The organism is Mycolicibacterium llatzerense (genome assembly GCF_000878195.1).
In the GTDB taxonomy this organism is placed as follows: Bacteria; Actinomycetota; Actinomycetes; order Mycobacteriales; family Mycobacteriaceae; genus Mycobacterium; species Mycobacterium llatzerense.
Map to the genome: position 1 here is coordinate 156296 of NZ_JXST01000004.1, position 12634 is coordinate 168929.

Consider the following 12634-nt stretch of genomic DNA (forward strand, 5'->3'; position numbering starts at 1 on the left):
TTTACACATCATTCGCGGGGCGGCCCGGTTCTCCTACCACGGTAGGAGGCCCGGTCTCGTCTGCAGCACGACGCTTCCGGACCCCGGTCGCTCGTAGTTTCAGATCCCATGTGGGACGCCATCGCAAGATTCTGTAGCCGCTTCGCGGTCCTGATCATCGGATTGTGGGTGCTGGCCGCGGCGGCGGGCAATCTCCTTGTGCCGCAGGTGGAAACCACCGCGCACAACCACGCGCGTGGCTTCCTGCCCGCCGATGCCCCGGTGAACCTCGCCGGTGTCCAGATGGACCAGCAGTTCCACGACGGATCGGGCGGCAACCTCAATTATCTGGTGCTGGAAGGCGATCACCCGCTGGGCACGCCGGAGCGGGCCTACTATGACCGCCTGCTGAGCACGCTGCGCGCGGATACCGCGGATGTGGATTCGGTGATGGACCTGTGGTCCGACCCGGTGACGGCATCCGGCGCACAGAGCACCGACGGCAAGGCCGTCTACACGATGCTGCGGATTCGCGGCGAACTCGGTGCAGCCAAGGCGAATGCCGCGCTGGATGCGGTGCGGCGGATCGTCGCGGCCGCGCCCGCACCGCCGGGCCTGCACGCCTACGTCACCGGTCCCGGCGCCACCATCGCCGATGAGCTGAGTGCCATCGACAAGCAGATGCTGATGATCACCGGGGTGACCGTGGTGCTGATCGCCGTGCTGCTGTTCGTCGTGTACCGGTCGGTGGTCACGGCGGCGATCCCGCTGCTGACCGTCGGCCTGGGGCTCGGGGTGGCGCGGGGATTCGTCGCGTTCCTGGGGGAGCGGGACCTGATCGAGGTGTCGATCTTCTCGGTGTCGTTGTTGGCCGCGATGGTGCTCGGCGCGGCAACCGATTACGGCATCTTCCTGCTGGGGCGCTACCACGAACAGCGGCGAGCCGGTGTCGACCACGAGGACGCGCTGGTCATCGCGAACCACAGCGTGGCGCCGGTGATCGCGGCATCCGGTCTGACCATCGCGGCGGCGTTGTCCTGTCTGCTGTTCGCTCAGGTCGGCATGCTCCGCAGCGCCGGATTACCCTGTGCGATCGGCATTCTCACCGGGATGTTCGCATCGCTCACCTTGTTGCCGGCGTTCATCGGGCTGGCCGGCCGGCATGGCCTGGCACAGCCGCGAGCGCGCGCCGCCGCCAAGGTGCCCGGGCGGAGCTGGCGCCGGGTCGGGACCGTCGTCGCGCGGTGGCCGGGGCCGGTGCTGGTGGCCTCGGCGCTGGTTCTGGTGGTGTGCGCCATCCCGGTGGCCGGCGTGCGCCTGGGCTTCGATGAGCTTGCCGCGCAACCGGATACCACGCATGCCAACCGCGGGTATCAGGCCATGGATCGGCACTTCCCGCCCAACCGGCTGTTGCCCGAGATCGTGTCCATCGAGACCGATCACGATCTGCGCAACCCGGCGGGCGTCATCGCCGTCGAACGGATGACCCGAAAGATCATGGAGATTCCCGGTATTCGTATGGTGCAGTCGGCGTCGCGGCCGTCGGGCTCGCTGCCCGAGCAGGCCGCGCTGACCGATCAGGCCGGCACCATCGCCGACCAGCTCGATGACGGGGTGGCCCAGCTGAGCAAGCGGCTCGGTTCCGTCAATCAGCTGTCCGCGACGCTGGACCAGTTCTCTTCGGCGATAACGCAATTGCAGAACGGGCTCGGCGGCAGCGTCCGCGGGCTCGGGCAGCTCGGCTCCGGAATCGAGGCGATGCACGGCGGCATGCAGCAGTTGCGGGACAACGTCACCTCGGTGTCGCAGTACCTGGATCCGTTGCGCGGCTTCACCAATGCCAACCCGAATTGCGCGGGCGACGCCATCTGCTCACTGGTACTCAGGGTCGTCGAGCCGATGGATTCCGTGGTGGCGGCCACCGGCACGCTGACCGACAGCACGGTGGGTTTCGGCGCGGGCACCACAGAGATGGCGCGGTCACTGACCGGTGCGCAGGCGTCGGTGCGTTCGATGCGGGCTGCCGTCGACCAACTCGGTGCGGTGACAACGCAATTGACCAAGACCGTCGGCGAGACCCGCGGCATGTTCACCGGGCTGACCGACTATCTGCGCGGGGTGCGGGCGGATTTCCAGGACAGTGGCGCGGGTGGCTTCTATCTGCCGCAACGCGCGTGGCAGGACCCGCGCTTCCAGCGCGCGGCCGGTTTGTACTTCGCGCCCGACGGCCGGTCGACGCGGCTGCTGGTCTACGGCGACGGCAAGGTGTTCGGCACCGACGGGGCGCTACGGTCACCCGAGATTCTGGCTGCCGTGCGGGAGTCGACGAAAGAGGGCACGCTGGTCCGAAATACGGTGTATGTCACTGGCTTTGGCACCGGCACCGCAGAGCTTCGTGGCTATGTGTCCGATGACTTCCTGCTGCTCGCCGGGGTAGCGCTGGCGCTGGTTTTCCTGATCATCCTCGTCATGCTGCGTAGTCCGGTCGCGGCCGCGGTGGTGATCGGCACCGTCGTGGTGTCGTACGCGTCGGCGCTCGGGGTGAGTGCCTTCATCTGGCAGGACCTGTTGGGCAAGGACCTGCACTGGGCGGTGCCGTCGATCGCGTTGATCGCGTTGGTGGCCGTCGGCGCGGACTACAACCTGCTGCTGACCATGCGGCTGCGCGAGGAGGTGACCCGGCCGGACGCGGGCTTGAAGACCGGCATGATCCGGACGTTCGGCGGCACCGGCGGCGTGGTCACCACCGCCGGAATTGTCTTCGGCATCACCATGTTTGCGATGCTCTCCAGCGACGTGCTGAGCATCGAACAGGTCGGCACCACCATCGGCGTCGGCCTGCTGATCGACACCCTGATCGTGCGGACCTTCGTGGTGCCGGGCATCGCCGGGCTGCTCGGCCGGTGGTTCTGGTGGTCGCCGGTGCCGTTGGTGCGCGGCGTGCTGGCCCGGACCTTCACGCGTGGGGAACGGACGCCGCGCCGTCCCGCCGGGCGTCGGGTGTTCCGGGCTGAACCCGCCGTGAATCTGAGCTAGCTCAATGCCACCGTCAGTTCGGCACCGGTGGCCGCGATGACGTCGTCGACGGTGACGCCGGGGGCGGTCTCGCGCAGGATCAGGGTGCCGTCCCCGGGCACGTCGATGACGGCCAGGTTGGTGATGATCCGATCGACCACACCCTGACCGGTCAGCGGCAGCGTGCACGCCTCGACGATCTTCGGGTTGCCGGCCTTGTCGGTGTGCTCCATCAGCACGATGACGCGCGACGCGCCGTGCACCAGGTCCATGGCGCCACCCATGCCCTTGACCATCTTGCCCGGCACCATCCAGTTGGCCAGGTCGCCGTTGCGTGCCACCTCCATGCCGCCCAGCACCGCGGTGTCGATGTGGCCACCGCGGATCATCCCGAACGACAGCGACGAATCGAAGTACGCCGCACCGGGATTCACCGTCACGGTCTCCTTCCCGGCGTTGATGAGGTCGGGGTCGACGGCGTCGTCGGTGGGGTAGGGGCCGGTGCCCAGGATGCCGTTCTCCGAGTGCAGCGTGACGTGCACGTCGCCGGTCAGGAAGCCGGGGATCAGGGTGGGCAGGCCGATGCCGAGGTTGACGTACTCGCCGTCGATCATGTCGGCGGCGGCACGGGCGGCCATCTGGTCACGATTCCAACCGGCTGGTGCGGTCACTTTGCGGCTCCCTCGCTGATGGTGCGCTTCTCGATCTGCTTGTCCTGCGGGCCGGTGTGCACGATGCGCTGCACGAACACGCCGGCGAGGTGGACATCGTCGGGGTCGATCTCGCCGGGCTGCACCAGCTCCTCGACCTGGACGATGGTGATCCGCCCGGCCATCGCGGCCAACGGGTTGAAGTTGCGGGCGGTCTTGTTGAAGACCAGGTTGCCTGCGGTGTCGGCACGCAGTGCGTGCACCAGGGCGAAGTCGGCGTTGATCGACTCCTCCAGCACGTACCGCTTGCCGCCGAATTCGCGAATCTCCTTGGGTGGCGAGGCCACCGCGATCGAACCGTCGGCCGCGTACCGCCACGGCAGACCGCCGTCGGAGACGGGCGTGCCGACGCCGGCCGGGGTGTAGAAAGCCGGGATGCCGGCGCCGCCGGCGCGCATCCGCTCGGCCAGCGTGCCCTGTGGGGTGAGTTCCACCTCCAGTTCGCCGGACAGGTACTGGCGGGCGAACTCCTTGTTCTCGCCGACGTACGACGCGGTGACCCGGCGGACCTTGCCGAGGCCGAGCAGCACACCGAGGCCGACACCGTCGACACCGCAGTTGTTCGAGAACACCTCGAGGTCGGTGGCACTCGACGCTGCGATGGCATCGATGAGTTGGTCGGGGATTCCGCACAAGCCGAATCCACCGACGGCCAGCGTGGCGCCGTCACCGATGTCGGCGACCGCTGCGGCGGCCGAGGCGTACACCTTCGAGGTCATGGCACTCCATCCAGTCAAACGCGCCGTTCATTCAGTAAACGCGGGACCCACTTTTCACTCCAGGCCGCTGACATGGCAAGTCTCTGCTCGAAGCAGGTCAAAAGTGTTCACAGGATGAGCAGTGATGCCATGGGCGTTCATTCAATGAACGCCTACCATGTGGTGATGACCGGTCCGAATGTCGTCGCCCGCGTGGGGGCGATGCTGCGGGCGGTGGCGACGGCCGAACCCGACGGCGCCTCCACCACCGAACTCGGCAAGTTGGCGGGTCTGGCCCGGCCCACGGCGCACCGGCTGCTGACCGCACTCGCCGACGAACATCTGGTCAGCCGGGATCAGAAGACCGGGCGCTGGTCGCTGGGCCCCGAGCTGTACCTGCTCGGCGTCGGTGCGGCCCAACACCACGACGTCACCGATCAGGCGCGGGCGGTGGTGACCCGGCTGGCCCGCGAGACGGGCGAGAGCGCGTTCTTCTCCGCCCGCCGCGGCGATCAGACCGTCTGCGTGCTCAGTGAGGAGGGCAGCTTCCCGCTGCGCTCGCACGTGTTGCAGGTCGGTATCCGGTTTCCGCTCGGCGTGGCCAGCGCAGGCCTGGCCATCCTCAGCCATCTGCCTGCCGCGGACGTCGACGACTACTTCTCCCGCGAGCAGCCCGAAACCAGTTGGGGGCCTGCGCATTCCGAAGCGGCCATCCGCAAGCGCATCGAGCAGACGAGGCGCGCGGGCTATGCGGTCAATCCCGCGTTGCTGGTCGAAGGCAGTTGGGGGATGGCGGCCGCGGTGTTCGACCGGCGTGGCCTACCCGGGTGGGCGTTGAGCCTCACCGGCGTCGAAACCCGGTTCCGGGCCGGCCGCCGACGCGAACTGGGACGGTTGCTGCTCGAGCAGGCCCACGAGTTGTCGGGCCGGCTGCAGGGGTGACCCCGCGTCGCCGTGCGGGTGGCGGTAGGAGATCGTGGACTGGTGACCACTCAGCGCGCGCGTATCGACTTCCCGTCCCGCATCGGTGTCTGGTGGGCCAGCGACAGCTGGGCCATGCCCGACGCGCAGGCCGTGGCCCGCGACATCGAAGCCATGGGCTATGGATCGCTGTTCCTGCCCGAGACCGTCGGCAAGGAGTGCCTCACCGAGTCGGCCGCGTTCTTGGCGGCGACGCAGCGACTGGTGGTCGGCACGGGCATCGCCAACATTCACGTGCGCCTTCCGTCGGCCGCCGAAGCCGGTGCTCGCACACTGACCGCGCTGTACCCAGGACGATTCGTGCTGGGCCTCGGTGTCAGTCACGGCCCGCTGGTGGAGCGCGGGATGGGCGGCACCTACGAAAAGCCGCTCGCCACCATGCGGAGCTACCTGGAGCGCATGGCCGCCGTGCCGGAGGCCATCGAACCTGGGGTCGGCCGACCGCCTCGACTGCTCGCGGCGTTGGGTCCCAAGATGATCGAGTTGTCGGGCAGTCACGCCGACGGCGCGCATCCGTATCTGGTGTTGCCGGCCGCGACGCAGACGACGCGGGACATCCTCGGGCCGGACAAGTGGATCGTCTCCGAGCAGGCCGTGGTCGTCGGCGGTGATGACGCTGAACAGCTGCGCCGCGCCCACGATCATCTGAACGTCTACAGCGGCCTGCCCAACTACCGGAACTCTTGGCTGCGCCAGGGCTTCGACGAGAGCGACTTGGTGCGCGGCGGTTCCGACCGGCTGGCGCGTGCGGTCGTCGGCATGGGCAGCGTCGACAACGCCGCGGCCAAGGTGCAGGCGCATCTGGAGGCAGGTGCCGACCACGTGGTCGTGCAGGTACTCGGCGAGCACCCGACGGCCGACCCGCGGCCAGGCCTGCGGGAGTTGGCCGCAGTCCTGGGGCTGTAACCCGCGCGCGCCGGCTTGCGGTTGAGTGTGCGTCTACGCAGCGATGCACTCGGGCGTTTTCGGCGTCAGCGCACGATCAACGCGCACAAGGCTCAGCCCTCGGCGGCAGCCTTGCGGCGCTGGTACCAGTGCCAGATCATCGGCGTGATGGACGCGACCAGGATCAGGATGAAGATCGGCTCGAGCAGCTTCTGGACGATGGGGAACCCCCCCAGCCAGTAGCCCAGCAGGGTGATGCCGCAGCCCCACACGATCGCGCCGATGACGTTGTACAGCGTGAAGGCGGCGTAGCCCATCTTGGCGGCGCCGGCGGTGATCGGGGCCAGGGTGCGCACGATCGGCACGAAGCGGGCCAGCAGGATCGCGAACGGCCCGCGTTCTTCGAAGAAGGTGTGCGCCTCGTCCAGGTACTTCTGCTTCAGGACGCGCGCATCGGGCTTGAACATCGAAGTGCCGAGGAAGCGTCCGATGAGATACCCGGCCTGCCCGCCCAGGATGGCCGCGAGCGGAATGGTCACCATCAGCAGCCAGATGTTGAAGTTGGCCTCGGCGGCGACCTCGGCCTGCGCGGCGGTGCCGGCGGCCAGCATGCCCGCGACGAACAGCAGGGTGTCGCCGGGCAGGATCGGGAACAGCACGCCCGACTCGACGAAGATGACGACCAACAACCCGACCAGGGCCCAGGTGCCGAAATAGGCGATGAGCTTGACCGGATCCATGAAGTCCGGCATGAGGGACAAGGTGCTGATCATGGGGTCAACATACCGGTGCTTGCTGGCCGTTCCATTAACTGCTCATCCCTCATAGGGTCAAGGCCATGGCGACTCACAAGGCAATTCACGTGGCGGAAGCCAACGCGCCGCTCACTCTCGTAGAAGTCGACACTGTCTCTCCGCCGCGCGATCACGTTCGGATCGCCGTCGCCGCCTGCGGCGTGTGCGGGACCGACCGTGAGTTCTACGCGGGGCACTTCCCCGGACTTTCGTGGCCGATCACCCTCGGTCACGAGATCGCGGGCACCATCGCCGAACTCGGCGACGGTGTCGACGATTTCTTCGTCGGCGATCGGGTCGCGGTCGGCTGGTTCGGCGGCAATTGCAACCGCTGTGTGCCGTGCCGCCGGGGCTACTTCATGCAGTGCGTCCGCATGGAGGTGCCGAGCTGGCATTACCCGGGCGGCTACGCCGAATCGGTCGTCGTGCCGACAACGGCGCTGGCTCGGATTCCGGACGAATTCTCGTTCGCCGAGGCTGCCCCGATGGGGTGCGCGGGCGTGACGACGTTCAACGGATTGCGCAAGACGCGAGCCAAGGCCGGTGATCTGGTCGCGGTGATCGGCATCGGCGGACTCGGGCACCTTGGGGTGCAGTTCTCCCGGGCGATGGGTTTCGAGACGGTCGCGATCGCTCGCGGCCCCGAGCGGGAGGCCGCAGCGAAGGAACTCGGTGCCCATTACTACATCGATTCGAACGCCTCGGATGTCGCCGCCGAACTGCAGCGGCTCGGCGGGGCGGCGGTCGTACTCGCGACCGCGGCGAGCTCGAAGGCGATGGCCGACACCGTCGCAGGGCTCGGGCCCGAGGGGGAGCTCGTGACCGTCGGCGTCACTCCCGAGCCCCTGCCGGTCAGTCCACTCGACCTGATCAACGGCGGCTTCTCGATCACCGGGCATCCGTCGGGCACCTCGCGCGACGTGGAGGAGACGCTGCACTTCGCCGCGCTCACGGGCGTACGGGCCGTCATCGAGGAACGACCTCTCTCGCAAGCCGCCGAGGCCTTCGAGCGCATGAACAGCGGCCACGCGCACTACCGGATGGTCCTGACTGTTTGACCTAGACAGCTGCCTGACCCGGTGTCGCACTTGAGCTGAGATTGACTGACATACTGGCCCAGACTGCAGGTTCGCCCGAGAGGAAAAACATGCCCATCGCCACCCCCGAGGTCTACGCGGAGATGCTGGCCCGCGCCAAGGAGCACTCCTTTGCGTTCCCGGCCATCAACTGCACGTCGTCGGAAACCGTCAACGCGGCGATCAAGGGCTTCGCCGACGCGGGTAGCGACGGCATCATCCAATTCTCCACCGGCGGGGCCGAATTCGCCTCCGGACTCGGGATCAAGGACATGGTCACCGGGTCGGTGGCGCTGGCCGAGTTCGCCCACGTCGTCGCCGCCAAGTACGACATCACCGTCGCGCTGCACACCGACCACTGCCCCAAGGACAAGCTCGACGGCTTCGTCCGGCCGCTGCTGGCCATCTCGGCCGAGCGCGTCGCCCGCGGTGAGAACCCACTGTTCCAGTCGCACATGTGGGACGGCTCCGCGGTGCCCATCGACGAGAACCTGCAGATCGCGCAGGAACTGCTGAAGCTGACGTCGGCCGCGAACATCATCCTCGAGGTCGAGATCGGTGTCGTCGGCGGTGAAGAGGACGGCGTCGAGGCCGAGATCAACGAGAAGCTGTACACCAGCTCCGAGGACTTCGAGAAGACCCTCGACGCGCTGGGCTCCGGCGAGAACGGCAAGTACCTGCTGGCCGCCACCTTCGGCAACGTGCACGGCGTCTACAAGCCGGGCAACGTCAAGCTCAAGCCCGAGGTGCTGGCCGAGGGCCAGCGGGTGGCCGCCGCCAAGCTCGGACTGGCCGAGGGCTCCAAGCCGTTCGACTTCGTCTTCCACGGTGGTTCGGGCTCGCTGAAGTCCGAGATCGAGGACTCGCTGCGCTACGGCGTGGTGAAGATGAACGTCGACACCGACACCCAGTACGCATTCACCCGTCCGGTGGCGGCGCACATGTTCACCAACTACGACGGCGTTCTGAAGATCGACGGCGAGGTCGGCAACAAGAAGGTCTACGACCCGCGCAGCTACCTGAAAAAGGCCGAGGCCTCGATGACCCAGCGCGTCATCGAAGCGTGCAACGACCTGCACAGCACCGGGCGCAGCGTCTCGGCGGGCCTGTCCAGCTAGACCGACACCGCCGACTGGCCAGTTACGACACGAAAATCGCGAGATTCCGTGTCATAGCTGGCCATTCGGCGTTCATGGCCGAATGGCCGCGGGTCAGGAGCACCGTCCCCAGCACCGCCACGGCCGCGATGGCCGCGATCACCAGCACGAGCGCGATGACCCAGCCCCAGCTGCGCCGGTCCTTCGGGGCCTTGACGGCGCCGGGGATCAGCTGCGGTGCGGCCGGCGGCATCAGCTCGGTTTCCGGGTCCGGAAGCGGGGTGATGATCTGCGTCTTGCCGTCGAAGCTCGACGGCGCGGTGAAGCGCCGCACCGGGATGGTCGGGTCGGTCGCCGGATCGGCGGGCTCGAAGATTTCGGTTGCCGCCGCGCCGTCGTCGTCGGCTGTCGAGGCAGCGCGCGGATTCGCGTCACGACGGTCGTCCGGTCCCGTCGGATTCGACATGGCGGCTGGGTTCGACATGGGGGTGTCTGTCCTCCCGATCAAAGTCGCGCACTGGGGCCGATGCGCCCGTTGCCGGCCGCGACGTCCTACCTGGAGCTTAATCGCCCGCCTGCGGGATCTCAGCGAGCGGCCGCACGGCACAATGGCGCCATGACGCGAATGGGTGATCTGCTGGGTCCGGAGCCGGTGCTGCTGCCTGCCAACTTCGAGGCTGAGGACGCTCTGGCCGCGGGTACGTCCGCGACCGACGTTGCTGCGGCGCACCCGACCGCGTCGATCGCCTGGGCCGCCCTGGCGGAGGCCGCGCTGGCCGACGGCCAGACCATCACCGCGTACGCCTACGCCCGCACGGGCTACCACCGCGGCCTGGACCAGCTCCGCCGCAACGGCTGGAAGGGCTTCGGCCCGGTGCCGTTCGCGCACGAACCGAACCAGGGTTTCCTGCGGTGTGTGGCCGTGCTGTCCAAGGCCGCGGGGGCGATCGGTGAGCAGGACGAGCACCTGCGCTGCCTGGACCTGCTGGACGACTGCGATCCGGCGGCCCGTGGCGAGCTGGGTCTCTAGCTAGTCCATCTCGCAGTGGCAGGCGCCGTCAGCCGGCGGTTCCACCTGAACGGTGGCGTGGTCCAGCCCGCGGGCGGCCAGCACGGCGCGGGCCGACTCCAGGACGCGCGCCGAATCCTCGGCGGATGTCAGGTGCGCGGTGGCCATGTCCTTGCCGGGCACCAGGGTCCACACGTGCAGATCGTGCACATCGGTGACGCCGTCGACGGCGGCCAGCGCGGAGCGCAGTTCGTCGACGTCGATGTGGCTGGGTGAGGACTCCGACAGGATGCGCAGGGCGGCGCGGGCCAGCGCGATGGCCCGCGGCAGCACCCACAGCGCGACCAGGACGGCGACGACGACGTCGGCGTACGGCCAGCCGGTGGTGACGTTGACGATGCCCGCGATCAGGACGCCGACGCTGCCGACGGTGTCCGCGACGACCTCCATGTAGGCGCCTCTGACCGCGAGGCTGCTGTCGGCATCGGAGCGCAGCAGTAGGACGACGACGAGGTTGGCGAGCAGCCCCGCGAGCGCGACGACGATCATCGGCACACCGGGAATCTCCGGCGCGTTCCCGAGGCGCTCGAACGCCTCGTAGAGGATGAACGCCGCGACGCCCATCAACAGCGCTGCGTTGGCCACCGCGGTGAACACTTCGGCGCGGTGCCAGCCGTAGGTACGGGCGGCTGAGGTCGATCCGCGGCGGGCGAGCAGGACGGCGCCCAGGCCCATGAACATCGCGACCAGGTCGGTGAGCATGTGGCCGGCGTCGGCCAGCAGCGCGATCGAGTTGATCATCAACGCGGTGGTCAGCTCGATGACGAAGAAGACGCCGAGTACTGCCGCGGCGATGATCATCCGACTGGCACGCGTGTTCGCGCCATGGTTGTGGTCGTGTCCGGCACCCATGCCAGAAATATATGCAGAACTACGCATATGTCGCAAGGCCTATGCCTCGCGGGGGTGCTACCAGGCGGACCAGAACCTGGTCAGCGCGCTGCCGATCATCGCAAGGCGCGGCGGCACCCCGGTCAGGCTGACGGCGGAGTAGACGACGTTGAAGAACAGCCGGTTCAGTTCCGGGACGATCAGCAGCAGCATCAGCAGCAGGAAGCCCCACTGCCGGGCGGGGAGCAGGGCGCGCTGCGTGGCGGGGCTCAGGTGCGGTTCCAGCGCGCCGTAGCCGTCCAGGCCTGGGATCGGCAGCATGTTCAGCAGCAGCGCCGTGACCTGCAAGAACCCCAGGAAGGCCAGGCCCGCCCAGAACACCGGATGGTCGCTGTCGAACAGCGCCGCGGTGCCGACCAGCAGGACGACGGCCAGCACCAGGTTCGCGAACGGGCCGGCCAGGCTGACCAGGGTGCGCTGGCGCGGCGTCATGTACTCGGTGCGCACGTACACCGCGCCGCCGGGCAGGCCGATGCCGCCGAGGGCGATGAACAGCGCGGGCAGGCCGAGTGACAGCAGTGGGCTGGCGTACTTCGCCGGGTTCAGCGTGAGGTAGCCGCGCAGTTCCACGTCGCGGTCACCGAACCGCCAGGCGGTGTAGGCGTGGCCGAATTCGTGCAGGCAGAGCGAGACGGTCCAGCCTGCGATGACGAACACGAAGACGCCCGCGTAGGCCAGTGGCCGGACCTCGGCACCGCAGAACCAGGCGACGGCGCCACCGGCGATGGTCAGGGCCACGATCGCCCAGAAGACGGGGCTGGGACGGACTGCGCGCCGCACAGGCATGGTCATGACTGCAAACTAGCCGACTCGCAGCCAACCCTGGATGTGGCGGTAGAACGCCGACCGCCGCGCCGGGCGGGCGGCCGCCACGCCGTCGCGTTCCACCAAAACTCCGGTGCTCCCGAGTTGCGCGGCGCGGCCTGCCACCCAGCCCCGGTTCAGCCCCGAACGCCCGGCCCCGAGGGCTCGCGCCCGCAGTCCCGGCATGCCGGGCAGCGGTTCGATCACCACGCCCGTGGACTCGCCGTCGAACAGCACCGTGTCGTCGACGACGGCCTCTCCGGTGATGGCGTCGCCGTCCGACGGCAGCCAGCGCGCGGACCGCACGATCACCGCGCCGGTCTCGTCCCGGATCAGTGGAACACGTTGGGCGACACCGCCTCTGGCGCGGCGTGCGGCACCCCAGCCGCCGTGTGACAGGGTTGGGACGAAGCCGACCTCGACGTCGAGCCGGTCGTCGCGCAGCAGCCGGGCCAGGGTGGCCGACAGGTCGGCATGACCGCCGACGACGATCACCCGGACGACGTCGTCGGGGATCGTCGGAGCGCCTGCCGACGGCACTATGACGGCCGTCAGATCCGTCAGCGCACGGGGGATCCTGCGGTCGCCGAAGACCAGCGCCACGACATCACCGGAGGCCTCTCTGGCGGTCAAGG

The 12634-nt window shown here is 68.4% G+C and carries 13 protein-coding genes; 6 read left to right on the forward strand and 7 right to left on the reverse strand.

Translation table 11 applies throughout. From position 1 onward, the window contains the following. Window positions 1–108 precede the first annotated feature (108 nt). On the forward strand, window positions 109–3015 hold the full coding sequence (locus TL10_RS04215; RefSeq protein ID WP_043984620.1) for an MMPL/RND family transporter: 2907 nt from the start codon (window positions 109–111) through the stop codon (window positions 3013–3015). On the opposite strand, the gene TL10_RS04220 is transcribed toward TL10_RS04215, so the two are convergent. Both TL10_RS04220 and TL10_RS04225 read right to left on the reverse strand, forming a co-directional pair. Next, complete coding sequence (locus TL10_RS04220; RefSeq protein ID WP_043984621.1) at window positions 3012–3665, reverse strand: 3-oxoacid CoA-transferase subunit B; 654 nt, start codon at window positions 3663–3665, stop codon at window positions 3012–3014. The genes TL10_RS04215 and TL10_RS04220 overlap by 4 nt on opposite strands. Further along, window positions 3662–4423, reverse strand: coding sequence for a CoA transferase subunit A (locus tag TL10_RS04225; RefSeq protein WP_043984622.1), 762 nt, complete (start codon window positions 4421–4423; stop codon window positions 3662–3664). The genes TL10_RS04220 and TL10_RS04225 overlap by 4 nt, the downstream gene beginning before the upstream one ends. 165 nt (window positions 4424–4588) lie before the next feature. Here TL10_RS04225 and TL10_RS04230 point away from each other — a divergent pair, with 165 nt between their 5' ends. Both TL10_RS04230 and TL10_RS04235 read left to right on the forward strand, forming a co-directional pair. After that, window positions 4589–5344 carry an IclR family transcriptional regulator gene (locus tag TL10_RS04230; RefSeq protein WP_043984681.1) on the forward strand — a complete coding sequence of 252 codons (756 nt, stop codon included), beginning with the start codon at window positions 4589–4591 and terminating at the stop codon, window positions 5342–5344. Window positions 5345–5386: 42 nt separating this feature from the next. Further along, entirely contained in the window at window positions 5387–6289 is a 903-nt protein-coding gene (locus TL10_RS04235) for an LLM class F420-dependent oxidoreductase (protein ID WP_234711362.1), read from the forward strand. Between the two features lie 92 nt (window positions 6290–6381). Here the strand turns inward: TL10_RS04235 and TL10_RS04240 are convergent, their stop codons facing one another. Then, window positions 6382–7041 (reverse strand): VTT domain-containing protein, encoded by a 660-nt coding sequence (locus TL10_RS04240; RefSeq protein ID WP_043398234.1) that lies wholly within the window; start codon window positions 7039–7041, stop codon window positions 6382–6384. A gap of 65 nt (window positions 7042–7106) precedes the next feature. Here TL10_RS04240 and TL10_RS04245 point away from each other — a divergent pair, with 65 nt between their 5' ends. Further along, window positions 7107–8120 (forward strand): alcohol dehydrogenase catalytic domain-containing protein, encoded by a 1014-nt coding sequence (locus TL10_RS04245; RefSeq protein ID WP_043984623.1) that lies wholly within the window; start codon window positions 7107–7109, stop codon window positions 8118–8120. 89 nt (window positions 8121–8209) lie between these two features. Next, window positions 8210–9256, forward strand: coding sequence for a class II fructose-bisphosphate aldolase (gene fbaA, locus TL10_RS04250; RefSeq protein WP_043984624.1), 1047 nt, complete (start codon window positions 8210–8212; stop codon window positions 9254–9256). Window positions 9257–9278: 22 nt separating this feature from the next. Here the strand turns inward: fbaA and TL10_RS31410 are convergent, their stop codons facing one another. Beyond that, the gene (locus TL10_RS31410; RefSeq protein ID WP_052506297.1) at window positions 9279–9719 is read right to left on the reverse strand and encodes a hypothetical protein; all 441 of its coding nucleotides are present in this window, start codon (window positions 9717–9719) and stop codon (window positions 9279–9281) included. A gap of 132 nt (window positions 9720–9851) precedes the next feature. Here TL10_RS31410 and TL10_RS04260 point away from each other — a divergent pair, with 132 nt between their 5' ends. Beyond that, a complete protein-coding gene (locus TL10_RS04260) occupies window positions 9852–10265 on the forward strand; it encodes a DUF3151 domain-containing protein (protein ID WP_043984625.1) in 414 nt (137 codons plus the stop codon). Here TL10_RS04260 and TL10_RS04265 read toward each other — a convergent pair whose 3' ends face one another. Genes TL10_RS04265 through TL10_RS04275 form a run of 3 tightly spaced genes read right to left on the reverse strand, consistent with a single transcriptional unit; the run spans window position 10266 to window position 12632 of the window. Further along, complete coding sequence (locus TL10_RS04265; protein ID WP_043984627.1) at window positions 10266–11156, reverse strand: cation diffusion facilitator family transporter; 891 nt, start codon at window positions 11154–11156, stop codon at window positions 10266–10268. A gap of 57 nt (window positions 11157–11213) precedes the next feature. Next, window positions 11214–11987, reverse strand: a complete 774-nt coding sequence (locus TL10_RS04270) for a site-2 protease family protein (RefSeq protein ID WP_043984628.1) — start codon at window positions 11985–11987, stop codon at window positions 11214–11216. A 9-nt stretch (window positions 11988–11996) separates the two neighbouring features. After that, window positions 11997–12632, reverse strand: coding sequence for a hypothetical protein (locus TL10_RS04275; protein WP_043984630.1), 636 nt, complete (start codon window positions 12630–12632; stop codon window positions 11997–11999). Window positions 12633–12634: the final 2 nt, after the last annotated feature.